Annotated in this window: 20 protein-coding genes; 14 read left to right on the plus strand and 6 right to left on the minus strand. The window is 69.1% G+C overall.

Going from position 1 to position 26,346, the window contains the following annotated elements:
• The first annotated feature begins 236 nt into the window (after positions 1–236).
• The 11 genes from ACYU96_RS14410 to ACYU96_RS14460 all read left to right on the plus strand — a co-directional run bounded on the left by ACYU96_RS14410 (position 237) and on the right by ACYU96_RS14460 (position 8,950).
• Positions 237–1,079 carry a helix-turn-helix transcriptional regulator gene (locus ACYU96_RS14410; RefSeq protein ID WP_460754765.1) on the plus strand — a complete coding sequence of 281 codons (843 nt, stop codon included), beginning with the start codon at positions 237–239 and terminating at the stop codon, positions 1,077–1,079.
• Positions 1,076–2,506 carry a Fe-S cluster assembly protein SufB gene (gene sufB, locus ACYU96_RS14415; RefSeq protein ID WP_460754768.1) on the plus strand — a complete coding sequence of 477 codons (1,431 nt, stop codon included), beginning with the start codon at positions 1,076–1,078 and terminating at the stop codon, positions 2,504–2,506. Before ACYU96_RS14410 ends, sufB begins: the two co-directional genes overlap by 4 nt.
• A gap of 1 nt (position 2,507) precedes the next feature.
• Positions 2,508–3,758, plus strand: coding sequence for a Fe-S cluster assembly protein SufD (sufD, locus tag ACYU96_RS14420; protein ID WP_460754769.1), 1,251 nt, complete (start codon positions 2,508–2,510; stop codon positions 3,756–3,758).
• 7 nt (positions 3,759–3,765) lie between these two features.
• The gene (locus ACYU96_RS14425) at positions 3,766–4,110 is read left to right on the plus strand and encodes a non-heme iron oxygenase ferredoxin subunit (RefSeq protein ID WP_460754772.1); all 345 of its coding nucleotides are present in this window, start codon (positions 3,766–3,768) and stop codon (positions 4,108–4,110) included.
• Positions 4,111–4,211: 101 nt separating this feature from the next.
• On the plus strand, positions 4,212–4,982 hold the full coding sequence (sufC, locus tag ACYU96_RS14430; RefSeq protein ID WP_460754774.1) for a Fe-S cluster assembly ATPase SufC: 771 nt from the start codon (positions 4,212–4,214) through the stop codon (positions 4,980–4,982).
• A 134-nt stretch (positions 4,983–5,116) separates the two neighbouring features.
• Complete coding sequence (locus tag ACYU96_RS14435) at positions 5,117–6,457, plus strand: SufS family cysteine desulfurase (RefSeq protein WP_460754777.1); 1,341 nt, start codon at positions 5,117–5,119, stop codon at positions 6,455–6,457.
• 49 nt (positions 6,458–6,506) lie between these two features.
• Positions 6,507–6,998: a Fe-S cluster assembly sulfur transfer protein SufU gene (gene sufU / locus ACYU96_RS14440; RefSeq protein ID WP_460754779.1), complete on the plus strand. Its 492-nt coding sequence runs from the start codon at positions 6,507–6,509 to the stop codon at positions 6,996–6,998.
• Positions 6,999–7,008: 10 nt separating this feature from the next.
• Entirely contained in the window at positions 7,009–7,392 is a 384-nt protein-coding gene (locus ACYU96_RS14445; protein WP_460754782.1) for a metal-sulfur cluster assembly factor, read from the plus strand.
• Between the two features lie 255 nt (positions 7,393–7,647).
• A complete protein-coding gene (locus tag ACYU96_RS14450) occupies positions 7,648–8,079 on the plus strand; it encodes a hypothetical protein (protein ID WP_460754784.1) in 432 nt (143 codons plus the stop codon).
• Positions 7,997–8,449 (plus strand): hypothetical protein, encoded by a 453-nt coding sequence (locus ACYU96_RS14455; RefSeq protein WP_460754786.1) that lies wholly within the window; start codon positions 7,997–7,999, stop codon positions 8,447–8,449. The genes ACYU96_RS14450 and ACYU96_RS14455 overlap by 83 nt, the downstream gene beginning before the upstream one ends.
• Positions 8,450–8,467: 18 nt before the next feature.
• Positions 8,468–8,950 carry a tyrosine-type recombinase/integrase gene (locus ACYU96_RS14460; protein WP_460754860.1) on the plus strand — a complete coding sequence of 161 codons (483 nt, stop codon included), beginning with the start codon at positions 8,468–8,470 and terminating at the stop codon, positions 8,948–8,950.
• Between the two features lie 638 nt (positions 8,951–9,588).
• Here ACYU96_RS14460 and ACYU96_RS14465 read toward each other — a convergent pair.
• Positions 9,589–10,731 (minus strand): hypothetical protein, encoded by a 1,143-nt coding sequence (locus ACYU96_RS14465; RefSeq protein WP_460754789.1) that lies wholly within the window; start codon positions 10,729–10,731, stop codon positions 9,589–9,591.
• Positions 10,732–10,920: 189 nt separating this feature from the next.
• On the opposite strand from ACYU96_RS14465, the gene ACYU96_RS14470 reads away from it, so the two are divergent.
• Positions 10,921–15,591 (plus strand): VWD domain-containing protein, encoded by a 4,671-nt coding sequence (locus ACYU96_RS14470; RefSeq protein ID WP_460754791.1) that lies wholly within the window; start codon positions 10,921–10,923, stop codon positions 15,589–15,591.
• A gap of 47 nt (positions 15,592–15,638) precedes the next feature.
• Here the strand turns inward: ACYU96_RS14470 and ACYU96_RS14475 are convergent, their stop codons facing one another.
• Positions 15,639–15,857, minus strand: coding sequence for a hypothetical protein (locus tag ACYU96_RS14475; RefSeq protein ID WP_460754794.1), 219 nt, complete (start codon positions 15,855–15,857; stop codon positions 15,639–15,641).
• A 15-nt stretch (positions 15,858–15,872) separates the two neighbouring features.
• Here ACYU96_RS14475 and ACYU96_RS14480 point away from each other — a divergent pair, with 15 nt between their 5' ends.
• A complete protein-coding gene (locus tag ACYU96_RS14480) occupies positions 15,873–16,106 on the plus strand; it encodes a PfkB family carbohydrate kinase (protein ID WP_460754796.1) in 234 nt (77 codons plus the stop codon).
• 240 nt (positions 16,107–16,346) lie between these two features.
• Positions 16,347–18,293, plus strand: a complete 1,947-nt coding sequence (locus ACYU96_RS14485) for a right-handed parallel beta-helix repeat-containing protein (protein ID WP_460754798.1) — start codon at positions 16,347–16,349, stop codon at positions 18,291–18,293.
• A gap of 321 nt (positions 18,294–18,614) precedes the next feature.
• Here ACYU96_RS14485 and ACYU96_RS14490 read toward each other — a convergent pair whose 3' ends face one another.
• The 4 genes from ACYU96_RS14490 to ACYU96_RS14505 form a co-directional block, all read right to left on the minus strand.
• The gene (locus tag ACYU96_RS14490) at positions 18,615–19,799 is read right to left on the minus strand and encodes an IS701 family transposase (protein WP_460754801.1); all 1,185 of its coding nucleotides are present in this window, start codon (positions 19,797–19,799) and stop codon (positions 18,615–18,617) included.
• Between the two features lie 59 nt (positions 19,800–19,858).
• Positions 19,859–21,355 (minus strand): MFS transporter, encoded by a 1,497-nt coding sequence (locus ACYU96_RS14495; RefSeq protein WP_460754804.1) that lies wholly within the window; start codon positions 21,353–21,355, stop codon positions 19,859–19,861.
• A gap of 85 nt (positions 21,356–21,440) precedes the next feature.
• The gene (locus tag ACYU96_RS14500; protein ID WP_460754807.1) at positions 21,441–22,652 is read right to left on the minus strand and encodes a 3-deoxy-7-phosphoheptulonate synthase; all 1,212 of its coding nucleotides are present in this window, start codon (positions 22,650–22,652) and stop codon (positions 21,441–21,443) included.
• A 251-nt stretch (positions 22,653–22,903) separates the two neighbouring features.
• Positions 22,904–26,284: a thioester reductase domain-containing protein gene (locus ACYU96_RS14505; protein ID WP_460754810.1), complete on the minus strand. Its 3,381-nt coding sequence runs from the start codon at positions 26,282–26,284 to the stop codon at positions 22,904–22,906.
• Positions 26,285–26,346 lie beyond the last annotated feature (62 nt).

Below are 26,346 nucleotides of genomic sequence, written 5' to 3' on the forward strand. Positions count from 1 at the left end.
TCCTAGGACGTGCCCCCGGGGCCGCCGGCGTCCGGCGGTTGATGTGATCTTCGCCTCGATCCGGACCCTTCTGAGGTTCACCTTCCTTGCCAAGCGCCATTTAGGGAACAAGGATGTTCCCTAAAGCGTTGCGACGAGCTGGACCGGGGTACCGAAAGGCCCCACCACCCGCGCACCGCACCGGCCACGTTGCCGGGAGCCGGCACGACAGTCGGCCTGACCACCCGGGAGGTGACATGACCACACAGGTACCCGCGCCCGCCGTCGGGCGGCGACCCGCCGCCGTGCGGCCCACGCCGGCCGCGCACCCCGGGCACCCGCACGAGACGGACGGGACCACCCGGCGCCACGTGCTCCAGCTCGTCGCCTCCGACGGACCCGTCACCGCCGCGCACCTGGCCTCCGCCCTCGGGCTCACCGCCCCGGCGGTGCGCCGCCACCTCACCCTCCTGGAGGAGGAGGGGCGCATCGAGGTCCACGAGGGCCAGCCCGGCCCGGCACGTCGTGGCCGGCCCGCGCGGCACTACGTCGTCACCCACGGCGGGCAGTCCGAGCTGGCCGGCGGCTACCACGAGATCGCCGCCGACCTGCTACGCCACCTGCGTGCCCAGGGCGGTGACGCCGCCGTGGCGGCCTTCGCGCGCGAGCGCTACGACGCCGTCGTGCGCCGGTACGCCCAGCGGCTCGACGCCGCCGAGGCCGGCGCCACCGACGGCGGCCGGTCCGGCGTCGCCGGACGGGCGGCCCGGCTCGCGGCGCTGCTGAGCGAGGACGGATACGCCGCCTCCGTGCGGCCCGTGCCCGCAGCGGCGACACTGTCCGGGGACGTCCCCGGCGCGGACGACCCCACCGCGGCCGCGGTCGGCGGTGTCGTGCCCGCCGTCCAGCTCTGCCAGGGGCACTGTCCCGTGCAGCACCTGGCGGAGGAGCACGGCGAGCTGTGCGAGGCCGAGGCGCGCGCGTTCACCGAGCTGCTCGGGACGCACGTGCAGCGCCTGGCGACCATCGCGGGCGGAGCGCACGCCTGCACCACGAACATCCCCCTGCCAGCGATCCCCACCACCGAAGGAACACGATGAGTGCACCGACACAGGATCAGCGCACCGACGAGGAGATCATCGCCTCGATCGGCGGCTACGAGTACGGCTGGCGCGACAGCGACGCGGCCGGCGAGGCCGCGAGGCGTGGCCTGAACGAGGACGTCGTCCGCAACATCTCGGCGCTGAAGAAGGAGCCCGAGTGGATGCTCAAGCAGCGCCTGAAGGCGCTGCGCCTGTTCGACAAGAAGCCGATGCCGTCGTGGGGCTCGGACCTGTCGGGCATCGACTTCGACGCGATCAAGTACTTCGTGCGCTCCACGGAGAAGCAGGCCACCTCCTGGGAGGACCTGCCCGACGACATCAAGCAGACCTACGACAAGCTCGGCATCCCGGAGGCGGAGAAGCAGCGCCTCGTGGCCGGGGTCGCCGCACAGTACGAGTCCGAGGTCGTGTACCACCAGATCCGCGAGGACCTGGAGCAGCAGGGCGTCATCTTCGTCGACACCGACACGGGTCTGCGGGACTACCCGGAGCTCTTCCAGGAGTACTTCGGCACCGTCATCCCCGCCGGTGACAACAAGTTCTCCGCGCTGAACTCGGCCGTGTGGTCGGGCGGCTCGTTCGTCTACGTGCCGCCGGGCGTGCACGTCGAGATCCCGCTGCAGGCCTACTTCCGCATCAACACGGAGAACATGGGCCAGTTCGAGCGGACGCTGATCATCGCGGACGAGGGCTCCTACGTGCACTACGTCGAGGGCTGCACCGCGCCGATCTACCAGTCCGACTCGCTGCACTCGGCCGTCGTCGAGATCGTCGTGAAGAAGAACGCCCGTGTGCGCTACACGACGATCCAGAACTGGTCGAACAACGTGTACAACCTGGTCACCAAGCGCGCCACGGCCGCCGAGGGCGCCCAGATGGAGTGGGTCGACGGCAACATCGGCTCCAAGGTCACCATGAAGTACCCGGCGATCTACCTGCTGGGCGAGCACGCCCGCGGCGAGACGCTGTCCATCGCCTTCGCGGGCGAGGGCCAGCACCAGGACGCCGGCGCGAAGATGGTGCACGCCGCGCCGCACACGTCGTCGTCCATCGTGTCCAAGTCCGTGGCGCGCGGCGGCGGTCGCACGTCCTACCGCGGCCTCGTGCAGGTCCTGGAGGGTGCCAGCGCCAGCGCGTCCAACGTGCTGTGCGACGCGCTGCTGGTGGACCAGATCTCCCGCAGCGACACGTACCCCTACGTGGACGTGCGCGAGGACGACGTGTCCATGGGCCACGAGGCCACCGTGTCCCGCGTGAGCGAGGACCAGCTGTTCTACCTGATGTCCCGGGGCATGGACGAGACCGAGGCCATGGCGATGATCGTGCGCGGGTTCGTCGAGCCCATCGCGCGCGAGCTGCCCATGGAGTACGCGCTCGAGCTCAACCGCCTCATCGAGCTCCAGATGGAAGGTTCCGTCGGCTGACATGACTGCTACCACTGATCTGACCACGGACCACTCCCGCGCGGTGGCCGACGGCGCCCATGCCCACGGCCTCGGCGCCAAGCCCCAGGGCTCCCGCGCCGAGCGCCTCACCTCGTTCTCCCCGGACGACATCCCCGTGCCCACCGGGCGCGAGGAGGAGTGGCGCTTCTCTCCGGTCGCCCGCATCCAGCCGCTGTTCGACGGCGGTCTCGCGACCGCCGGCGCGGACGGCTCCGGCGTGCGGGTGACCGTGGACGCCGCTCCCGAGGTGAAGACCGAGACCGTCGGGCGCGACGACGCCCGCCTCGGGCGCGCCGGCAAGCCCGGCGACCGCACCGGCGTCACCGCCTGGACCGCGTTCGAGCAGGCCACCGTCGTGACCGTGCCGGCCGAGGCCGTCGCCTCCGACGTCACCTCCGTCCGGTTCGACGGCACCGGAGCGGGCACCGCCTCTGCCGCCCACGTGCTGGTCCGTGCCGAGCACCACGCCGAGGCCGTCGTCGTCATCGACCACGCCGGCGTCGCCACGCTCAACCAGACGGTCGAGATCGACGTCGCCGACGGCGCGCAGCTCACCGTCGTCTCCGTCCAGGACTGGGCCGACGGCGCCGTGCACACCTCCAGCCACCGGGCCCGCATCGGCCGCGACGCGAAGCTCAAGCACGTCGTGGTGACGTTCGGCGGCGACGTCGTGCGCGTCACCCCTGACGCCGAGTTCACGGGCGAGGGCGGCGAGGTCGAGATGGTCGGCCTGTACTTCGCCGACGCCGACCAGCACCAGGAGCACCGGCTCTTCGTGGACCACGCGGTCCCGCGCTGCAAGTCCCGCGTCACCTACAAGGGCGCGCTGCAGGGCGAGGGCGCGCACGCCGTGTGGGTGGGCGACGTGCTCATCCGTGCCGAGGCCGAGGGCACCGACACGTACGAGCTCAACCGCAACCTCGTCCTCAGCGACGGGGCGCGGGCGGACTCCGTGCCGAACCTCGAGATCGAGACCGGCGAGATCGACGGCGCGGGCCACGCGTCCGCGACCGGCCGGTTCGACGACGAGCAGCTCTTCTACCTGATGGCTCGCGGCATCCCCGAGACCGACGCGCGCCGCCTCGTGGTGCGCGGCTTCTTCGCCGAGCTCATCCAGGAGATCGGCGTCGAGTCCGTCGAGGAGCGCCTCATCGCCTCCATCGAGTCCGAGCTCGAGAAGTCCATGAGCGTCATCACGGGCGAGGCGGCAGGCGCCGCAGAGGTGGAGTGATCCGCCGGTGACCTTCCAGACCGCGTGCCTCACCGACGACCTGGCCCCCGAGGAGGCCATGCTCGTCGAACTCGACGGCGTCGACGGGGCGCCTGTCCCCGTCGCCCTCGTCCGGGACGCCGACGGCGACTACCACGCCCTCAGCGACATCTGCTCCCACGGGCAGGTGTCGCTGTCCGACGGCGAGGTCGAGGGCTGCCTCGTCGAGTGCTGGCTGCACGGCTCGCAGTTCGACGCGCGCACCGGCCAGCCCGTCCAGCTGCCCGCCATCCGCCCGGTGCCCGTCTACCCCGTGAACGTCGAGGGCGACAAGGTGCTCGTCGACATCGACGAGCAGAAGACACCGGCCTGAACCGCCGCGCGAGCACCGGCAAGAGCGCATCGCGGCCCGCAGCCCCCGCTGCGACCGCCGCCGTCAGCACACAAGCTTCCGTCAGAACCTGGAGAACACAGATGTCCACCCTCGAGATCCGCGACCTGCACGTCAGCGTCGAGACCAAGGAAGGCCCCAAGCCCATCCTGCGGGGCGTCGACCTGACCATCGAGTCCGGCCAGACCCACGCCATCATGGGCCCCAACGGCTCCGGCAAGTCCACGCTCGCCTCCGCGATCGCCGGCCACCCGAAGTACCGGGTGACCTCCGGCACCGTCACGCTGGACGGTGAGGACGTCCTCGCCATGAGCGTCGACGAGCGCGCCCGCGCCGGCCTGTTCCTCGCCATGCAGTACCCGGTCGAGGTGCCGGGCGTGTCCGTGGCGAACTTCCTGCGCACCGCCAAGACCGCCATCGACGGCGAGGCCCCCAAGCTCCGCACCTGGGGCAAGGAGGTCAAGGACGCGATGGGCAACCTGCGCATCGACTCCGCCTTCGCCGAGCGCTCCGTGAACGAGGGCTTCTCCGGCGGCGAGAAGAAGCGCCACGAGATCCTGCAGATGGAGCTCTTCAAGCCGCACTTCGCGATCCTCGACGAGACCGACTCCGGTCTCGACGTCGACGCGCTGCGCATCGTGTCCGAGGGCGTGAACCGCGCCAAGGACAACACGGACATCGGCGTGCTGCTCATCACGCACTACACGCGCATCCTGCGCTACATCAAGCCGGACTTCGTGCACGTCTTCGTCGACGGCCGCATCGCCGAGGAGGGCGGCCCGGAGCTCGCGGACCGCCTGGAGGAAGAGGGCTACGACAAGTACGTCGGCGCGGCGGCCCCGGCTTCCGTCTGACGGCGGCCGGACGACGTCGCGGTCGGTCCTTCTGTGGGTGATCGGCAGTTCAAACTGCCGATCACCCACAGAAGGACCGACCGCACCAGTCGGCGGGGATCCCGCCGGGAGACCAGCGGTGTCGAGGAGAGGTCATGAGCAGCACTGAAGTTGGGGTCGGGCGCACCTTCACGCCCGCCGAGCTGATCGCCGTCCGGGCGGACTTTCCGCTGCTCGGGCGGACCGTGCGGGACGGGAGGCCGCTGGTCTATCTCGACTCGGCGGCCACCTCCCAGAAACCGCAGGTGGTGCTGGACACCGAGGTCGACTTCTACGAGCAGCGCAACGCTGCCGTGCACCGCGGCGCCCACGCGCTCGCGGAAGAGGCCACCGAGGCGTTCGAGCACGCGCGCGAGCAGGTCGCGGCCCTGGTGGGGGTCCGCGCCGACGAGATCGTGTGGACGCCCGGCGCCACGATGGGGATCAACCTCGTGGCCACGGGCATGCAGCACGCCACGCTCGGGCGCGGGGGTCCCGCGGCCGAGCGGTTCCGGCTCGGCCCGGGCGACGAGATCCTCGTGACCGAGGCCGAGCACCACTCGAACCTCGTGCCGTGGCAGGAGCTCAGCGCCCGCACGGGCGCCACGCTCCGCTGGATCCCGGTGGGGGAGGACGGCCGCCTCGACCTGAGCGGCCTTGACGGGCTCGTCAACGAGCGCACCAAGGTGGTGGCCTTCGCCCACGTGTCCAACGTGACCGGCGCCGTGACACCGGTCGCCCGGATCGTGGCGGCCGCGCGCGCGGTGGGCGCGCTGACGGTGCTGGACGCCTGTCAGTCGGTGCCGCACCGGCCGGTCGACCTCCACGCGCTCGACGTCGACTTCGCGGTCTTCTCCGCGCACAAGACGCTCGGGCCCACGGGCGTGGGCGCGCTGTACGGGCGGCACGAGCTGCTGGAGGCGCTGCCGCCCGTGACGACGGGCGGGTCCATGGTGGAGGTCGTGACCATGGAGGCCACGACGTTCGCCCCGCCGCCGCTGAAGTTCGAGGCCGGCACGCAGATGGTGGCGCAGGCCGTCGGCTTCGGCGCCGCCGCGGACTACCTGCGCGAGCTCGGCATGGACGCGGTCGCCGCGCACGAGGCCGAGCTGGCCACGGAGCTGCTGAAGATCGCGGACCTGGCGGGCGTGCGGGTGGTCGGCCCGGCGTCGGTCGGGCTGCTCGGAGACTCCGCGGGCCCGGAGGCGGGGCTGCCGGACCGTGTCGCGGCCGTGTCGTTCGTGGTGGACGGCGTGCACGCGCACGACGTCGGGCAGGTGCTGGACGACGCCGGCATCGCCGTGCGGGTCGGGCACCACTGCGCGCAGCCGCTGCACCGCCGGTTCGGGATCGCCGCCACGGCGCGCGCCTCGGCGTCGGTGTACACCACGCTCGACGAGGTCGAGGCGTTCCGGGAAGCGTTGGCGGGGGTCCGCGCGTTCTTCGGAGCGGAATGACGACCGGGCCGCGCGCTACGGTGGACGAGAACTTCGGAAAGGGGCAGGCGTGAGCTCGCTCGAGCAGATGTACCAACAGGTGATCCTGGACCACGCGAAGCATCCCGTGGGCCGGGGGCTCGTCGCCGTCGGCGGCGACCACCTGCACGGGGAGTCGCACCAGGTGAACCCCACCTGCGGGGACGAGGTCACCCTCCGGGTCGACGTCGTGCCCGGGGCCGACGGCGTGCCCGCGCGCGTGGCCGGCGTCTCCTGGGAGGGACAGGGCTGCTCCATCTCGCAGGCATCCGTGTCCGTGATGACGGACCTGGTCAGCGACCAGCCGCTGGACGAGGTCACGCGCCTCGACGCGCTGTTCCACGACCTGATGGGCTCCCGCGGCAAGGGGCTCGGCGACGAGACCGCCGAGGACGACCTCGGCGACGCCACCGCCTTCACCGGGGTGTCGAAGTACCCCGCCCGGATCAAGTGCGCGCTGCTCGGCTGGGCAGCGCTCAAGGACTCGCTGGTGCGCAGCGGCGCGTCGGCCACCAACGACTGAGGTGACAGACATGACCGAGGGAACCACGACCGACGTCGAGCAGCAGGCTCCGGAGACCGAGGCGGCACCGGCCGCGGGCGGCGCGCCCGTGAACGTCGCCGACGTCGAGGAGGCGCTGCGCGACGTCATCGACCCGGAGCTGGGGATCAACGTCGTCGACCTGGGCCTCATCTACGGCGTCCAGCTCGACCAGAACAGCTTCGCCAACATCGACATGACCCTCACGTCCGCGGCCTGCCCGCTCACCGACGTGATCGAGGACCAGTCCGCGCAGGCCCTGGAGGGCATCGTGACCGGCCACCGCATCAACTGGGTGTGGATGCCGCCGTGGGGTCCGGAGAAGATCACGGACGAGGGGAAAGAGCAGCTGCGGATGTTGGGGTTCAACGTCTGAGAGGTGGTGGGGTCGGGCGGTAGGTTCCTGAGCTGGGGGGATGCCGTCTGACCTGCTGGTTCTCTGTTGGTCCTGCGGGACCGGAGTGGACTCGGGTGGCCTCTTGGGGCCATCCGAAGTCCCACTGGAGTCCCACGGGATCGGGGATGCTCCCGCAGGTGGCGGGGCGTTTCCCGGCCATGTGTGGGTGTCTCGAAGTCCCACGGGGGACGGTGGCGTGGCGGGGACACCTTGGTGGGCGGAGAGGACCCACCGATGGCCAGCAAGAACCCCCGTCGTACGTTCGGCCTGCTGGAGTCGCGCAAGAGTGCTGTGACCGGCGCGATCACGAGCTGGCGGGCTCGGTATGTCGGCCCGGACACGGAGAAGCACGGTCGGTCGTTCGGCGACAAGATGGCGGCCGAGGCGTGGCTCAACGATGAGCGCATCCTCATCGATCGGGGCGAGTGGAAGCCGCCGAAGGTGCGGGAGCGCGAGGCGCGGCGGGCGGAGCGGCGGGCGATCACGCTGGCGGCGTGGGCCGAGCGGTCGGTGGCGAACAAGAAGCTGCGGCCGTCGACGAACTCGGTACAAGCGGTCGCTGGAGAAGCGGATCCTGCCGGAGTTGGGCCACATCCCGCTGGCGGAGCTGACCCGGTTGGACGTGGCGAACTGGTACACGCGCCTGGCGGCGACAGCGGATGCTGAGGCGAAGGTCCGGAAGGCGAACGGGTACAAGGGCAACAACGACGGGCGGGGAGTCCTGTTCTCGGCTTATCAGGTGCTGTCCTCCATCTTGAACGACGCAGTCGAACACGAGCTGCTGGACGCGTCACCGGCGAAGGTGAAGCGGGGGCTGCAGTACGAGGCGATCCACGAGCCGGTGGTGCTCACGCCGGAGCAGATGTGGCGCCTGACGGAACTGCTGCCCGACTATCTGCAGGCGATGGTCCCGCTGGCGGTGACCACGGGACTGCGCAACGGGGAGCTGCGCGCGTTGCGCCGTCGCCACCTCGACCTGTCCGATCCGGCCCGGGCGGTGGTGAAGGTGCGAGGCACCGCGGCCAACAACAAATAGGCGGGGCGGTACAACGAGATCGGCGAGCCGAAGACGAAGAAGTCGGTCCGAGATGTGCCGATCCCGTCGTTCGTGGTGCCGATCCTGAGGGAGCACTTGACCAAGTTCGCCGGGCGTGGGGAGGACGGGATGGTGTTCCCTGCGAAGCGTAGCGGGGCGCTGCATGCGTCGGTGGTGGAGCGGAACTGGCAGGTCGTTCGTGAGCAGGTCGGGCTGGACGGCCTGCACATTCATGACCTGCGGCATACGGCCTTGACGTGGGCCGCGCGTACCGGGGCGACGGTCGCGGAACTGTTGGCGATCGCTGGGCATGCCAACCCGACGATCGTGCTGCACTACCAGCACGTCGGGGACGAGGAGCGACGGCACGCGCTCGCCGAGAAGATCGGGACAGTGTTCCAGGACGAACTGGCCGAGCGGCGCCTGCGCCGTGCAGCCGAGACCCGCGACGATGGGGCGGCGAATGGTCGGCAGGGCTGCGGCCCACGGGGACTCCAGTGACCTGCGCTGGGCGTCGCGAGTACACCTGCGAGGTGAGGGCGGCCGCCCGCGCCGCCGGGGAGAACTGCGACGATGACAATGGGGGCGTTCCCGACGTCGTCGAAATCCTCGTCGCCGTCGTCGTGCAGGGCTGCTACGTCACCAGGGTGCGCGAAAGCATTCGCCAGGTAGGCGTCCAGAAGGCTCTCGGCATCCGGGGCGCTGGCGTCGGATCAGCCCGATGCTTCCGCCTCGGAGTCGTGGCGTGGGGACAGGTTCTCGTCCATGACGGCCCCGTTCACGCCGTCTCGGCGGCGCGGGCGGCGCAGGGCAGGACGCATCTGAGGACGATTGGCCCGCTTCGGGGCGTGCCGTTGTCGGACCGATGGCGGAAGGCAAGCTTGTTGGTCCGTCGAACGATGTAGTTCGCGTTGACATCGCAGCAGCCGCAGACGCGGACGACGCCATCTGCAGGCCTGTGCAGCCAACGACCGCAGGTCAGACGACCGGCCGCAGCCGTGGGGGCGAGGGCCATCGCGACACTCCTGACGGTCACGCACCGGCTGTAGGCCAGCGCTCCTACACGTCAGGTGTGACTCCTGCGTCGGCATCAGCGACCGATCGCTACCTTCTGCTCGACCGGTCCTGCTCAGCTGCCACTATCGGGGTTGCTGCCTTGTCGGAGGGCGGAGCGCCTTGAAGGTCTCCTCGGTGAGGATGAGGTCGCCGAAGTCGTGTCGTGCGGCGGCCTGGACGCCGGGGTCGGGGAGCTCGTTGGCGTACCAGGCTTCCGGGTCGGGGTGCTGGACCAAGTGGCGGTCGTTCCCCAGATCGGTGAGGGTCCACGCGGACAGGTCGCGGGTCTTGGCCAGGTGGGTTCCGGTCAGGACCTGGATGCCGGCGGCGTCCAGGACGTAGTTGCGGGCGATGTCCAGGTCCTCGGTCGAGACGTTCTCGCCGGACCGGACCGCTGGAGGTGCCTCGGACGGGCCTGAGAGCGGATGGCAGGTGCGGGTCACGCCGTATTCGAGGCGGGGGCCGAGCAGGGTGAGGATCTGGGTGAGGACGTCGAGTCGTGCTCGCCAGGGTTCGGTCGCTGAGGCGAGGGTGATGGACGCTCTGGCGCCCGGGGTGAGTCGCGCTCTGGCGACGGAGAGTGTGAGTTCGTTGATCCAGGTCAGGCTAGTGAATGGGGCGCGTGCGGCAGCATCGATCCACGCGGCGCCGCGGTGTGTTTGCGGGGCGGGCGACCTGAATATGCCCCTGCCGATGTAGGCAAGAGGTGCGGGGGAGCGGGCGTCGACCAGGTCCGCGACGTCGATCAGGGCGGCATGGTCCTCGGCAGCTACATCGCTTCCATAGGGGAAGGTGCCGCTGCCGGGGTGCGGGTTGAGCCGGAGAAGGGCTCCTAGGGCGTGCCCGATCTGCTCTGGCTGGTTGCTCCAGGCTGGGGGCTGGGGGTTGTGGGTTCCGCGAATCTGGCCGGTCCATCCTTGATCGGTCAGGCGTTGAGCGTATCGGGTGAGCCAGGTTCGTATCTCTACGCCTTCGCCGGCGGTGTTCATCAAGGCGATGACGCCGCCTGTCGGCGTGTCGGCGGTGTCCTCCACAAACGGTGCGTCGTCCTCCCACTGGTCCTCGGCCTCGTCGTTGAGCTCCTCGATCAGATCTGAACAGGCGAGGAAGGGGTCAAGGTTCGCCGGCCGGGGCCCCGCAGGGGAGGGCTGGAACTCGAAGGAGAACTCCACAGGGTCGTCGTTCCAGGCCCGATCGATGGAATCCCAGTGCACGTCTACGCCCATGTGGCCCATCGAACCTGATCTGGTGGGACGGGTCCAGCCTGACGCGGCATGCCCGATTTCATCCTTTCGCAGCGTCTAGCGTGACTGTTACGGTCTGCTCAAATCGCTGCAAGCCGTACATGTCGGGAGATCGTCTTGCGTCTGGTTCCTGCCCTGCGAGGGTTTGTCACTGGCTTGGCTGCTGTGGCCGTGGTGGTCACGTCCGCTCAGGTCAGCCCGGCGGTCGAACGCGACGACGGGTTGACGTCGGCTGAGGAGGCTGCGATCTCCCGGATGCTCAACGGCGCCTCTGCTGAGGCTGCCACCGCGGTGGACTGCCCGCCGAACGATGCGTCGATCGTGCCGGTGAGCGGCAAGCGATGCGTTGCTGAGCTGATGCGGCGCAGCAGGGGCCAGCTCTTGGCCACTTGCTTCAACTCCGCGAAGGCCGCCCTCCCGGATGCACTGTACGGCCGGACGGAGTGCAAGAAGGGATCGGGGACTCAGGATGAGGCGATCGCGCAGGCGAGGTACATCCAGCGCTTGAACGACGCCGGGGTATACGGGAAGCCGGCCACGGTCGGAGGGATTTCACCGGACATCCAGTGGGAGGTGAAGTACTCCAAACCCGCTGGCGCGGCGATGGGCGGGCGACCGGATGTCGTCGTCTACGACCGGGACGACCCGAACGGCCCACTTGAGGTCGTCGAGGTCAAGAAGGCGGCGGCTGAGGCGGACGCGAACGACCAGGTCCAACGATATGAGCGTGACTTCCCGCGGGGCGCCAACAACCGCACGTTCCTTGCGAAGAACCTGGCGGGCTACCGGGACTCTTTCAGGGTCCTGGAGAGCGACTGCGCTGCGTCTGGGGTGACGCGCGAGGTGATCGACAGGTACGACGTCTACCCCGGGCAGGCGGGGGTCCTTCTCTTCAAAATGACTGATCGGAAGGTCAGGGACTGTGACGACGATGACGATGGCGGCAACGAGGGAGGCGAAGAGGTTGAGGAGCCCGAAGGCATCCCGGAGGAGATCCCACAGTTCTGTGCGGACGGGTGCATCGTTCCTGCACCGGGCCGCGACGCGGACGGCGACGGGAAGGATGACTTCTGGGAGCACTTCCTTGAGGGGCACCCTGAGCTGAACGACCTGCCGGCGTGGCCCGAGCTCCCGCCTGTTCCCGTGCCGGATGAGGAAACGATCTGGGTGAGCGCGGCGGTTGCCGCCGGGCTTGTCGTCGTTGCCCTCGCCGTCGTTGCTTTCTGCGCCGGTACGGCGGGAGGTTGTGTCGCCTTCCTGGGCGCGGCGGTTGCCGCTGAGGGGGGAGCCATGTCGGTGGGTGTGGCTGCAGGGATCGCGGCTGCACTTGCCGCGCTTGGTTTGGGCGCATGGGCGATCTGGGGCGACCCGCACACGGTGACCCTCGACGGCAGAGCGTACGACCTGATGTCGGTGGGTGAGTTCGAGCTGATGCAGGTACCCGAGCTCGGCCTCAACTTCCAGGCGAGGTATGTGCCGCTGGGCGGCTCGGTGTCCTTGCTGGACGCGATCGCCTTCGAGATCGCCGACGACCACGTCGAGATCGACTCGGGCACCGTCCACATCAATGGACAGGAGGTCTCCCTTTCGGCTGATGGCGGAACTCTGCTACTGGACAGCGGGGCAGCGGTCGTGCGCGATGACTCGACCTACTCCGTCGTAATCGCCGGCCAGAACGAGGGCGTGATCGTGCAGATGAAGGGCCGAAACCTGCGGGTCTTCGCTTCGGAAGGTCTGGAGACGGACGGTCTGCTGGGAAACAACAACGGTGACCCGTCCGATGACCTGGTCTATGGCGATGGAACGCCGGCGGGGGAAAATCCCTCCCCTGAGACGCTGCATGGTCCGTTCGCAGACTCGTGGCGGGTGACCGATGAGACGACGCTGTTCAGCTACGGCCCGGGTGAGTCGCCCGATACAGTCGCGGACCCGGATTTCCCGGAGCAGTACGTTGACCTGTCAGACTTCTCAGACTCGGCGATCGACGCGGCTACCGATACCTGCACCGCCGCTGAGGTGCTGCCCGGCCCAGCATTCGATGCGTGCGTCCTGGATGTGATTCTGACCGCGGACGGGTCCTTCGCGGCCGATTCGGCGCTGGTGACCACCGTTCCGTATTCCCCGTCTCAACGCTCATTCGAGAACGGACTGCTTGCTGAGACCTTCGAGTCGGCTGTCGGCTCGAACTTCTCGGCACGGTCGTACATGACGGTCGGCTCCACCACGATCGTGGGCCCGGTGTTCGACACTCCCGGCTACCGGGCACACGTATCGAGCGTGCCACGACATGACGGTGTGGACATTGCCTTCGACCTATATGTGATGGGACCGGTCGCGCAAGACACGGACGAGCAGTCACTCGTTCTGGAGATCGATGGCCAGGAAAGCGCTGCGGTTGACCTTGACAACGGGACACCGGTGGTTCCCGCTGACTCCGCGTGGACGTTCACGCCGCTGGCCGAAGGCGAGACTGGCGACGGGGTGTCGTACTCGAGCTTCCGCGCGTCGGCTCACCTCGCCCACGCCCAGTCCTCGCTGTCGGTCGACATGGAGCCTGCCGGATTCCGAGGCGTGCAGGGAACGGCCGTGGGGGTGGACAACATCGACTTCGCCCTCGATGTGCCCGCACCAGCCGTCACCACTGCGGGTCTCCCACTGAGCGTCGAACCAGGGGCCCCGGGCGGGTTCTCCTCAGCCGGAGGGGCTGACCACTACGTGTTCGATGTCGGTGAGGGCGACCGCCTGACCTTCACCCCGAACGCGTGCACGGCGACGGCCAGCTTCACCCTCATCGAGACCGCAACCGGCCAGGAAGTCTTCGACCGGAGCCACTGCTACGCCTCGACCACGACCGCAGAACTGTCCGCAGGTCAGTACGAACTGCGTGTCTCGCCCTGGCGCTCCTACGGCGAACCGCGCGCCGGGAGCTACGGCTTCGACTTGTTCACGGCGCCCGAAGCACAGTCGTTCCCCTACACGCCGGGCGACGTCGTCACCGACGGAGCGCCCGCAGCCGGGGCGGGGAACCTGGAGACTATCTCCTCGGTCGACCGGTACACGTTCACCCTCACCGAGGAGACCTCACTGCACTACGAGCGACTCCGCTCGTATATGAGCTACCGGATCATCGACACCGCCACGGGCGACGCCGTCGGCGATGGCTACACCGACAGCGACTTCACGCTCCCAGCCGGCTCCTACGCCCTGGAAATCGGTCAGCGTGACGAGCAGGGCCCCTACTCCTTCAACCTGTTCCCAGTCCCGGCACCAGAGACGTTCGCCTACACGGTGGGCGAGACCGTCACGGACGGGCAACCCGCGGCCGGAGCGGGAAACCTGGAGACGAGCGCCTCGGTCGACCGCTACGAGTTCACGCTGTCAGATGAGACCACGCTGCAGTACGAGCAGGAGGTCTTCAAGCTCTTCGACTACCGCATCATCGACGCCGTCACAGGCGACGTCGTCATGGAGGGCACCTGGGATCGGCAGTTCACCCTGCCGGCTGGCGACTACGCCTTCGAAGTCGGTCACGGCAACGACCAGGGCACCTACTCATTCACCCTCTTCGAAGTACCTGAACCGGAGACATTCGTATACGCCATCGGCAACGCTGTGACGGACGGCGATCCTGGTCCAGGGGCAGGAACGCTGGAGACGATCGCATCTGTTGACCGCTTCACCTTCACCCTCACCGAGCCCGCCAAGATCCAGTACGACCGGACCGCCGGATACGCTGACCACCGCTTGATGTCACTCAGTTCGGGAAACGTCATGGCCGAGGGGTATGGCGACCAGCAGTTCACCCTCCCACCGGACGAGTACGCCTTCGAGGCCACCGGATACGCCGGATCCTACGGGTTCACCCTCTTCGATGTGCCCGAGCCCCAGACCTTCGACTACGAACTCGGAACTGTGGTGTCCAACGGCGTCCCGGCCGAGGGCGCGGGGAATCTGGAAACGGTCGCGTCGATCGACCGATACAACTTCAGCGTCACCACGGCGGGCGAATACCAGATCGACGTCCCGTTCCTGACCGACTACGTCATCACCGAGGCACAGACCGGGGATGTCGTGCTCGAATCCAACATCGACCAGCGCATCGAGCTGACCACCGGCGACTATGTGATCCAGCTTGGACCCGGGCTCAAGCTGACCTACACCCTCCAGATCTTCGAGATCCCCGCACCCCAAACCTTCGCCTACGAACTCGGCACCACCGTCTCCGACGGCGTCCCAGCCGCAGGAGCAGGGAACCTCGAGACTGTCTCCTCCATCGACCGGTACTCGTTCACCCTCACCGAGGAGACCACACTCCAGTACGAATACATCAGCCCGCAGCTCCCGTTCAGCTACAAGATCATCGACCAGGCCGATGGGCAGGTCGCCTTCCGCGGTGGGGCGCACAACCAGGTCACCCTCCCGGCAGGGGACTACACCATGGAGTTCGGCACTGGCGACGATGGCACCTACTCCTTCCGCTTCTTCGAGGTCCCGGCTCCGCAGGTCTTCGCCTACGAACTGGGAACGACCGTCTCCAACGGCGTGCCCGAGGAAGGCGCCGGCAACCTGGAGACGATCGCCTCGATCGACCAGTACACCTTTACCCTCACCAGCGAGACCACGCTTCAATACCAGTACCACGGCATCCCATGTCCCTACCAGGTCGTCGACCACGCCACCGGAGATATCGTCGCCTCAGGCGTAGTCGGCAAAACTCTGACGCTCCCGCCGGGTGACTACTCCATCGACTTCGGAGCCACAACCACCGATGACGGCACCTACTCCTTCACCCTCAGCCAGACAGCCGCAACTGCCGCGCCCACGGCACTACGACCGATCTGACGAGCGCACTGGCTGACTGGAGTCGATACCGGCTGATCAGCGCCGGTTCATGCGTTCCCCTCATCATCGGCGCCAACGCCGCCGAGCCTGACCTCGGCCGCGGCTCGACCTGCTGCGAGCCGGTCGGCGTCCTCACGCTTGGTCCACGACCGCAAGCGGGCCAGGATCGGCGGCGTCGAGCGCAGCAGGACGAGACCGGTGCCGAAGGGGAGGGTGCGGATCGTCTCGGGCGGCAGCACCGGTACCCGGCGCAGGGACCGCTGCACGGAGCGTGATCCGTCGTGTCCGATGGTGAGCGAGTCCCGACGGCCGCTCGAGAACTGCGGGAGCCGGGTGCCCAGATCGCCGTCGTCAAGCGCGGTGCGGACGGCGCTGTCACGGCGAGCGAGGACGGTGACTTCTCAGCGGCGGGTGTACCGGTCGACGTCCGTGAAACGGTCTGTACCGGTGACCTGTTCGTGGCTGGTTCCTCGCCGACGCCGTGGCCGGCCATGACGTGCCGACCGCCCTGGTGACCGCGACCACCGTTGGCGCCTCCGCCTGCACGGGCGACGGCGACTGGGAGGTCCTTCCTCGGCACGCCGACCTCACCCGGCTCTTCAGCGTAGAACCTGTCACCCGCTGACCGGACACGTCGGCAGCGTCGTCGGCGTGATGTGGTGTATCGATGCATCAGTTCGATCTAGATTCTTGCCATTTCGGCACTGTAGTGGGACAGTTCCTTCATGATCCAATGGCGAATCGTTGCACGAGGTGTGGCGGTGGGGTCCGCCACAGCCCTCTTGCTCAGTCTTCTCGGCGGCCCCGTCGTAGCGCTGTCACTCCCGTCCGCGTCGGCCTACTTCGTCCAGTCCGATGTCGTCGACGCGCCCCAACACTGGCCCGTCCACGCCGCCCGTGCTCTGAGCAGCGACGGCAACCTGCCAGAGTTCGCGATCGACGACGACCCTGCTACGCGCTGGTCGTCCCTCCCCGCTGACCCGAACGAGCCCCAGTGGCTCCAGCTTGACCTCGGTGAGACTCGTTCGGTCGGATATCTCGGTGTGGCGTGGCACAAGGGCGACGAGCGACAGTCGCACTTCACCGTCGAGCTCTCCACCGACGGGACCACCTGGAACCTCGCCGCCATGGACCAGGCCAGTTCGGGTGTGTCGTCGAACCTCGAGCCGGTGACTCTTGACGGTGACGCCACCACAGGTACGCAGGCCCGGTACGTGCGGTACCTGGGCTACGGGAACACTGCGTCGGGCTGGAACAGCGTCACCGAGGTTCGCGTCTATCCGCCGAACCCGCAGGGCGCCGTGGTTGATGACCTCACCGGTCTGCTGCCGACCCCGGATCCGGACGCGGAGCCCTGGACCGAGCCCGGGCTGGTCGAGTCCGACGGCACGCAGTACCGTCCGGCCGAGCCCGGCGCGGTCACCGGCCGCACCGTGGACGCGCGTGACCACGGTGCAGACCCGGCTGCGGACAGCGGGGACGATGCGGCCGCGATCCGCGCCGCGCTCGACGCCGCCCAGCCCGGAGACGAGGTCTACCTCCCAGCCGGCACCTACGACCTGCTCACCACGGAGCCCGCCGACCCTACGACCAACGTGGCACTGCGGTCCGGGATCGACCTGCGTGGGGATGGGGTGCGCACCATCCTCAGGTCGGCGCTGACGCCCCAGACGCAGTCCGGCAAGGTGCTGCGCGGCTACGGCATCCAGGATGTGCAGGTCAGTGATCTTACCGTGAGTTCCGCGTACGACGGCCCCCTGCCCACCGACCATCAGGATGCCACCGCCGGGGGAGGCCCTGCCTACGGTGTCGTCGTGGCGAACCTCGGCTCTCGCGCCAGTCTCCAGGTTCGGCTCGAAGACATCGTCGTCGAACGCTTTCAGAAGATGGGTGTGCGCATCGAGAAGAGCCGTGACGTCACGGTGCGCGACAGTACCTTTCGTGACGCTACGAGCGTGGCCGGCGGTGGCAACGGATACGGCATCGCCATCCAAGGCACAGCGGGCAAGGACCGGTACGCCTACACCGACGATTCCCGGCACAACACGGTCCTCGGCAACCTGTTCGAGGGGACGCACCTGCGTCACGCCGTCCTGCTGCAGTACTGGACGCACAACAACCTCATCGCCGACAACGCCATCGACGGTGGCGTCCTCGACGCTATCGATCTGCACGGCGAGGACGAGTACCTCAACGAGATCCGCCACAACACCATCAAGGATGTCCAGGCAGCCGCGATCGCCCTCGGCAACACCGGTGGAACCGCCACGCAGCATGACGCCGCGGGCCACGGTAACTGGGTCCACGGCAACGTGCTGAAGAACAACCGCGAAGGAATCCTGCTGATGCTCGGCACGCCGGGCACCCTGGTTGAGCACAACACCGTCACCAAGGGGCGTGGTGGGCACGTACGGTCCGGCATAGAGATTCGCAACGCTCCGGGCACGGTGGTACGCCATAACATCGTGCTCGCCAATCACGCGGAAACCTTCTGGGGCATCCATCTGGCTGTCGACCCAGGCGACAACGGTCATGCAGCGGGCATCCCCACCGATGTGCTGGTCACGCGAAACCTCGTGGTCGCCAACACCGCAGGCATTCGTGTCGACGCTGGAGAAGGCCTCCGCCTCGTGGAGAACGTGATTCACGGCAACGGCGAGAACACCCGCATCGACGACAGCGCCGAGGTGGCCTTCGAGTAGCCGCTGCCCCGAGATCGCAGTCTGTGGTCCGGCTCTCGCACCCCTGTCGATCTCGAGAACGCTCACATCGCCGCTACAGTGCTGGTTGCTGGTTAGTACCGTGACGTGTCCACCATTCGGGAGGAAGCCCCGAGGATCTTCGTCTCACGAGTGACTGACTCTGGCTTGCGCTTGGCTGGTCGTGCGAGGTCTGCGCACGTGGTCACGATCAAGACTGCGGGGGCCCGCGAGATCCGCTGCCGCACCCCAGGTCCCGGATCTGCTCGGCCACGGCGTGAGGACGAGGTCGCCGCCCGGGAACTGGGGGCTCGGCGTCCGGACCTACCGCCACCGGGCCGGCGGAGGCCCGGGCGGCTGCCGGAGACGGGTCAGGGTGGTGATGGTGTGCGCGGTCGACGCGAGGGTGACGTGCCGGTGCCACCCGCCGAACGACCGCCCGGCGAAGTCACGCAGTCCGGAGGTCACGCAGGCCTCCATGAACGCGTCGTCGACGCTGTCGGCGAGCAGGGTCGACCCATAGAGTTCCGCGGGCGAGGTCTCGGCCAGGTTCGTGACCCAGACGCTGGCCGGCCAGGGACCACCCAGGGGTCCGAGCCCGAGCAGGATGAGAGGACCGGAGGCCCGTGCCGGACGGCTCCCGCCCGCGGCCCGGACCTGGAGGGTGGCCGCGACGGCGGCCGTCGTCTCCGGCCGCAGAGCCGGTGATGCGGTGACGGGACGCCGCAGGTGGTCTCGGGCGGCGAGCAGCAGGTGCGCCGGCTCGGGACGGGCGTCGCGCTCGGGTCGGAACCGGTGCGCGTCGTCGATCCGGAGCAGGAACGGCAACTCACGCTCCCACAGCTCGTGGATGAGGAGCTCGGCCTCGACCCCACGAGCGTCCATGATCACCGGATGCCGGGGAAGACCCGTGGTGGTGGCGGCGTACAGGCGCACGGCAGTCTCCGCGAGACTCTCGGCCACGGCGCCGTCCGGACCGTAGCGGCCCCGGTCGGCTGCCGGGACGTGCTGTCGTGGCAGGAGCAGGTGCCAGTCGACCGGGCTGCACATCGTGGCCGAGGCGAACCAGACGCCGAATGCCCGTTGCGCGTTGAGAACTTTTCCCTGGACCGGGTCGTAGCTGCGTCCCACGCCCACCGAACTGGTTCCCGCCTTGGGGAACACGGCCTGTCGGATCACCCAGGCCTGCGGTGCCGCGACGCCCACCAGATGGCGAGCCATCGCTTGGCGCACCGGCCGCCAGTCCCAGGGAGAGCTGTTGACGAAGTGGTGCAGGCGCTGGGCGGCTGCCGCGCCACCGATGGAACGAGCGATGTTGCGCACGGACTTGCGCCCCGGCGTCGCGAGCAGGGCGCGAACGTACTGCATGGCCTTGCAGCGCTGGTCGCTTCGTGCGAGCGACACGAACACCTCCGGCCCCAGGTCGCCCAGAACCTGCTCGTGCCGGTCGTCCGCGGCGCGGGGGGCGGGCACGGCCGGATACGCGGGTCGCCTCATCAGATCGGACACGGACTTGCTCCTCAGGACGCGACGGATCGTGGGTTCCCAGCAGGACGGACGAGAAGGCGTCAGGTGTTCACGGTGTCGACCGACTGCTGCGACGCCGCCGGGTCGTCCTGGGCGCCGGCGTCCCGGGGGATCCAGCGGACGGCCAGGAGCCCGAGAGCGACACAGATGATGCCGGCCAGCGCAGCGACCACGTGGTACCCGTCGAGGAAGGCGGCCTGTGCCGTCGCGAACGCCGGTGAGGTGGTCCCGCTCTCCTCGATGAACTCGGCGATGCCTGTCGCGTCCCCCGGGAACGTCATCCGGAAGACCACCGTCAGGAGCGAACCGAGCAGCGCGATCCCGAGGGCGTTGCCGATCTCGTTGCTCGTCTCGGCGATGGCGCCGGCGGCTCCGGCGCGCGACTCCGGCACGGCGCCCACGGCGGTGTCCGCGACGAGGCTGAACGAGATGCCGAACCCGATCCCGGCGACGGCGGTCGAGGCGATGTAGAAGAGCACACCCGTGGTCTCGTTCGTGAACAGCAGCAACGCCATGCCTGCCGCCATCGAGAAGTGGCACAGGATCAGTGCGCTCCGCGCCCCGATCCGCTCGACCAGACGCGGGGTCAGCACGCTCGACAGGGTGAGGACGACGGCACCTGGGACCGCCAGGGTGGCCGAGACGAGAACCGAGTGCCCCAGCACCGACTGGAGATACGTCATGCTCAGGTACGCCGCGGCGGACCAGACGAACAGCGACAGCAGTCCGGTGAGAATGGCCACCGCGAAGACGTGCTGCTTGAAGAGACCGATCTCGAGCAGCGGCCGGGGGAGGCGTCGCTGTCGCCGGACGAACACGACGACCAAGCCGGTCCCGGCGACCACCAGCGCTCCGCTCAGGAGATCGAGGCCGTAGGTCGCGGCGTGCTTGATCCCGTAGATCGCCAGGAGCAGCCCGACGGCCGAGAGCAGCACGCTGGGGATGTCGATCTTCCCGGGACGGGTTCCCTTGACCTCCTTGAGGAGCGTGGGTGCCAGGCAGAGGAAGACCACGACGACGGGGATATTGATGAGGAACACGGAGCCCCACCAGAAGCGGCTCAGCAGAAGCCCGCCGACGATCGGACCGATGACGAACCCGGCGGCGAACGTCGCGGCGAAGATGCCGATGGCCCTGGCCCGCTGGACGGGGTTCTCGAAGAGCTCGCTGATGACGGCCAGCGCGGACGGGAGCAGGGTCGCGCCCCCGAGTGCCATCAGCGCTCGGGAGGCGATGAGGATCTCGGGAGTCGGGGCGAACGAACCGCACAACGACCCGAGCCCGAAGACCGACGCCCCGATGAGCAGGAGACGACGCCGCCCGAACCGGTCACCCACGTTGCCGAAGGTGATCAGGAGCGAGCCGACGACGAACCCGTAGATGTCGAGGATCCAGAGGCTCTGGTCCGTCGTCGGCTGGATGCCCTCGTTGATCCTCGGCATGGCGAGGAACAGGACCGATCCGTCCATCGCGACCAGCAGTACGGGGCCGAGGGTCACGAGGAGCCCGGTCCAGGCGCGGCGGGGTGCGGGAGGCACCGGTCTACGGTCGGTTTCAGGTGAGCTCATGTCCACCATCGTCGGGAGGCCGGTGGCGGGTGGACAAGCCCACTGTCCTGGGTACTCATGCCAGGGATACCCGATCCCGGTCGTCTCGTCGCTCGGAGCCCGGCGCCGGCGCGGACGTCCGCTCGGCCGCGCGGCGTTGGTGGGCGGCACGGGCGAGGGTGCGCAGGAGGTGGTGGGTGGTGGTCCAGTCCATGCAGGTGTCGGTGATGGACCGGCCGTAGGTGAGGGTGTGGAGAGGGCCGGGCTTCTGGGCGCCGGCACGGAGGAAGGACTCGAGCATGAGGCCGGTGATGCCGGGTTCTCCGGCGGCCAGGCGGGCGGCGATCTCTCGGGTGACGTGGGCCTGGCGTTCGTGGTCCTTGCCGGAGTTGCCGTGGGAGGCGTCGATGACGAGGCCGTGGGGCAGGGAGCCGTGCAGTCCGGAGGCGCGGGCGGTGCGCAGGGCGGTGGTGACGTCGTGGGGGTGGTAGTTGGGGCCGCGCCGTCCGCCGCGCAGGATGATGTGGCAGTCGGGGTTTCCGGTGGTGCGGACGGCGGTGGCGCGGCCGGTGGCGTCGGTGCCGAAGAAGGTGTGCTCGCTCGCGGCCGTGAGGCAGCCGTCCACGGCGATCTGGATGTCGCCGTCGGTGGCGTTCTTGAAGCCGACGGGCATGGACAGGCCGGAGGCGAGCTGGCGGTGGACCTGGGACTCGGCGTTGCGGGCTCCGATGGCTCCCCAGCTGACGGCGTCGGCGATGTATTGCGGGCTGGTCGGTTCGAGGAACTCGCATGCGGCGGGGACGCCCGCGTCCAGGACCCCCAGCAGGACTTGCCGTGCCAGGCGTAGTCCGTGTGCCACGTCGTGGGTGCCGTCCAGGTGGGGGTCGTTGATCAGGCCTTTCCAGCCCACGGTGGTGCGAGGCTTCTCGAAGTAGACGCGCATCACCACGACCAGGTCGTCCGCCAGGTCACGGGCGGCCGCCGTGAGCCGGGTGGCGTACTCCAGAGCTGCCGCCGGGTCGTGCACGCTGCACGGGCCCACGATCACCAGGAGTCGGTCGTCCTCACCGGTCAGCACGTCACGGACCTCGCGCCGTGAGGTCGCCACCAGGTCACCCCGTACCGTTCCCAGTGGCATCTCGGCCAGGACCTCACCCGGCTCCGGCAGCGGGTCAAGAGCGCGCACACGCGGGTCCGCGGGGCCCTCCTCGGGATCCGTCGGGGGGCGGGTGGAGGGAGAGGGGAGGCCGGCGGGGCGAACGGGTTCGGTCTGGCTCGGTGCGCTCATCGGTTCGTTCTCCTTCGGGTCGATGGCGTGCACGGTCCGCCCTTCTGCCCGGGCGAGCCGGACGGCCGCGAACGGGATCTGGGCAACGGTGCAGGCCGGCGGGGGCACGGCAGGTAAGGCGGGCGCAGGGCGCAGGGCGCAGCGGGCTTCGGCGCGTGGCCGTGTCGGCCGGCGCCTGCCGGGGCGACGGGTGCTGTGGTGGCGGGTGCGGGTGCGGGTGCGGGTGCGGCGGTGGCGCCGTCGCGGCGTCCCTAGGCCGTCCTGAGCGGGCGGCCGTGGACGTGCTCGAGGTCGGACAGCGACTTCTCGACGAATCGCGCGTCGAGGCTGCGAATCCTGGTGTCCAGCCCGAGGTCCTGGACACGCGCCAGGAACCCCGGGGACGCGATCGACGACCCGGCCACGGGCTGCTCGGGTGCCGAGAAGCTGTCGAGCAGCGGGAGGATGGACGCTCGGCGTTCCGACTCGGACAGGGCCCGCAGCCCGGCTCCGAGCCGCCGGTGCCAGTCGGTGTGGTCGTCGACCTTCGTGAGCTCCACGCCCAGGCCGGTGAGCCAGTCGACCATCGTGTCGAGCGAGACGCCGTCGTCGAGGGGATTGACGACGTGATGAGTCGAGTAGCCACCCTGGCTCGCGGCGTCGAGAGCGACGATGCAGGAAGCCACCACGTCGACCGGGAGCCCGTCGTAGTGCGGCCGGCCGGCCCCCGGTGCGTAGAACGACGACGGCGCGACCCCGGTACGAACGAGGCTGTAGACGAGCCGGGAGAACGTGTCCGGGACGTTGATCTGGCCGACGTACTCGCTGTGCGCCAGGATCATGCTCGCTCGGAACGTCGTCACGGGGAGTTGGAAGCTGTCGTGCGCCTCCCGGAGGAGCACCTCGCCCGCCCACTTCGTCGCGGCGTAGCCCTCGACGTTGTTCTTCGTCCCCGTCCCGACCGAGGGTAGCGCCCGCCGGATGTCCGCGTGCTCGTCGAGCGGGTTCTCGGTACCGGCGAGCAGCGCCGTCGCGATGCTGGACACGAAGCTCACCGGCTTCAGCCGGACGGACACCGCGAGCCGGACGACCTCCGCCGTCCCGGCCACGTTCGCGTCGAAGAGCTCCTGGTAGGGGAGTGCGTGGTTGACCATCGCCCCGGCATGGACGACACGGTGCACGTCACGGGCGAGACGGTCCCACGTGTTCGCGTCGAGCCCGAGCGCGGGCTCGGAGAGGTCACCGGCCAGGACCTCCAGGGAGTGACCGAACCCGTCGAAGGCCTTGAGGAGACGTTCGTCGCTCGTGAAGGCACGCCTCAGCCGTTCGTACGCCTCGTCGTCGTCGGCGCCACGGACGATGCAGATCACCCGGCCACCCGTCGCTGCCACCTCGCGGAGCCACTCGAGGCACAGGAACCGGCCGAGAAATCCGTTCGCACCCGTGATGAGCACGGTGGGCGCGTCGCGGATCACCGACTCCACGGGAGCCGGCGTGAACCCGTCGCCGAGGAAGAGTGCCAGGCGGAGGTCCTCGGCACGGAGCAGCTCCGGGGCGTCGCCGTGAACGCTGTCGAACGAGACGGCGGCGCCGTCGCCGTTCCTCCTGGCGTCGAGGAGGTCGGCGAGGCGCCCGATCGTGGTCGCCTCGCCGGCGATCGTGTTGACGGGGACCCGGACGCCGAAGATCTGCTCGAGGAGGTTCGACAGGTACACGGCCGTGAGCGAGTCGCCACCGAGGTCGCGGAACCGGTCCTCGGCGCCGATGTCGGCCGGCGAGGTGCCGATCGCGATGGCGACGGCATCGCGCACCGTGGCCACGGTGGGGGCGTCGCCGGCGCTGTCGCGCAGGTACTCGAGGAGAGCGTCGCTGCTGGAGCGCAGGCTCTCGTAGAGCGCGGTCAGCACGGGGCCGTACCGGCGCGCCAGCTCCGGCCGGACGAGCTTCCGGTGGTCCGAGAGCAGCCCGTTCGACTCGCTGAACGGCTCGAGCTCGACCAGGACGTCCCGTGGAACCTCGTAGGAGTTGAGCGACTCGGCCGCGCCGATCGCCCGGAACTCCTGCAGGAGATGCTCGTGGATCGCCGGAACGTCACCCCCGAGTCGGTCGACGAGCTCGTCCGTCGGGACGGCGACGGCGAGGATCGACGACTCGCTGCCGTCGCCGTGGAGGTACACCTGGCGGAGGACCTCGCTGCGGGAGACGTAGGTTCCCTCCAACGAGGGAAGCGCCACGAACTCCCCCTGGGAAAGCTTGACGATCGCGTTCTTCCGGTCGACGATCCGCACGGTTCCGGAGTCGTCGACGGAGGCGATGTCGCCGGTGCGGTAGAAGCCGTCGTCGGTGAAGATCTGCTCGTCGAGGTCGGGGCGTCCGTAGTAGCCCGGGATGGTCGACGTGCTCCTGATCAGGAGCTCGCCACGGGATCGCGGACGGTCCGACGAGTAGTAGCCGAGTTCGGGCACGTCCTCCAGACGGTGGTCGAGCACGGGTGGGCGCAGGAACCTGCCGTTCGACAGCACGCCGCCGATCTCCGTGGTGCCGTACAGCTCGTGGACGTCGATCTGCAGCAGGTCCTCGACGAAGGCCTTGAGCTCGGCCGAGATCGGCGCCGACGTGCAGCTCGCCCAGCGGACGTTGCCGCCGAGCACCTGGGTGCGCATCTCGTCGCGGACCGCCGCCGCGAGAGCGTTGTCGTCCCCGCCGGGGGTGTGGGACCTGGCGGCCTGGAGCCGCCGCCGGAACTCCTGGCGCATCAGCTCGCAGACGCGTGGGACGAGCGAGAGCTCGGTCGGTCTGGCGAGCGCCAGGTCCTCGAAGAGGCTCGAGAGGTTCGTGCTGGACGCGAAATAGGTCAGCCCACCGCGGGCGAGCGTACCGCGAACCGAGGAGTGCCCCGCTACGTGGCTCATGGGCATGTAGTGGAAGGTCGAGACGTCCGGCTCGGCGGCGAAGAACTCCGACCAGCCGTCCCCGCCCCACATCGCGGTGACGAGACGTTCCGGGTAGACGGCGCCCTTCGGCGTCCCGGTGCTGCCCGACGTGTGCAGCAGCATCACCGGACGTGACTCGGTCCATGGGGCACCGACGGCGGCCCCTGTGCCGGACAGGTCCAGGAGCTCGGGCCGGAGGACGCTGGTCCCCTCCAGGCTCGCCAGTTCTCGGACGTGGTCGGGGTCGCCCCCGCGGTAGTCGAGCACGAGGAGGCGGGTGATCGTCGGCTGGGCCGCCAGCAGTTCGGCGGCCCGGCCGAGCAGGGAGACACTGACGGCGAGGGCGCGGGGCGCGGTCGCGGCCAGGATGGTCGCCTGGTGGTCGAGGGAGGCGCTGGTCTGCAGCGGGACGGTCGTGACACCGGCAAGGTTGCACGCGAGGTCGGCGGTGACGTAGTCGGCCCCGGCGAAGCCGAGGAACGCCGTCATGTCACCCTCGGCGAGTCGCCCGGCCCCTCGTCGACCGTCCGTGAGCTGCGCGGCGACGGAGGATACACGCCGTGCGAGCTCGCCGTAGGTCAGCAGGTCGTAGGAGTCCTCCGTGCGGGCGGTGAAGGTGGTGAGGTCCTCGTCGGACCGGGGAACGGGCGTCCGCTCGGCGAGGGCGGGCCTGTCGGTGTATCGCTCGAAGACTGCGGTCATGGTCGAGGCGAGTGCCATGAAGGTCTACTCCATCGTGTCGTTCCAGGACGGTCCTGAGGGCCGTCCTGGTCGCATGTGTC

Source organism: Myceligenerans cantabricum, from assembly GCF_054777735.1.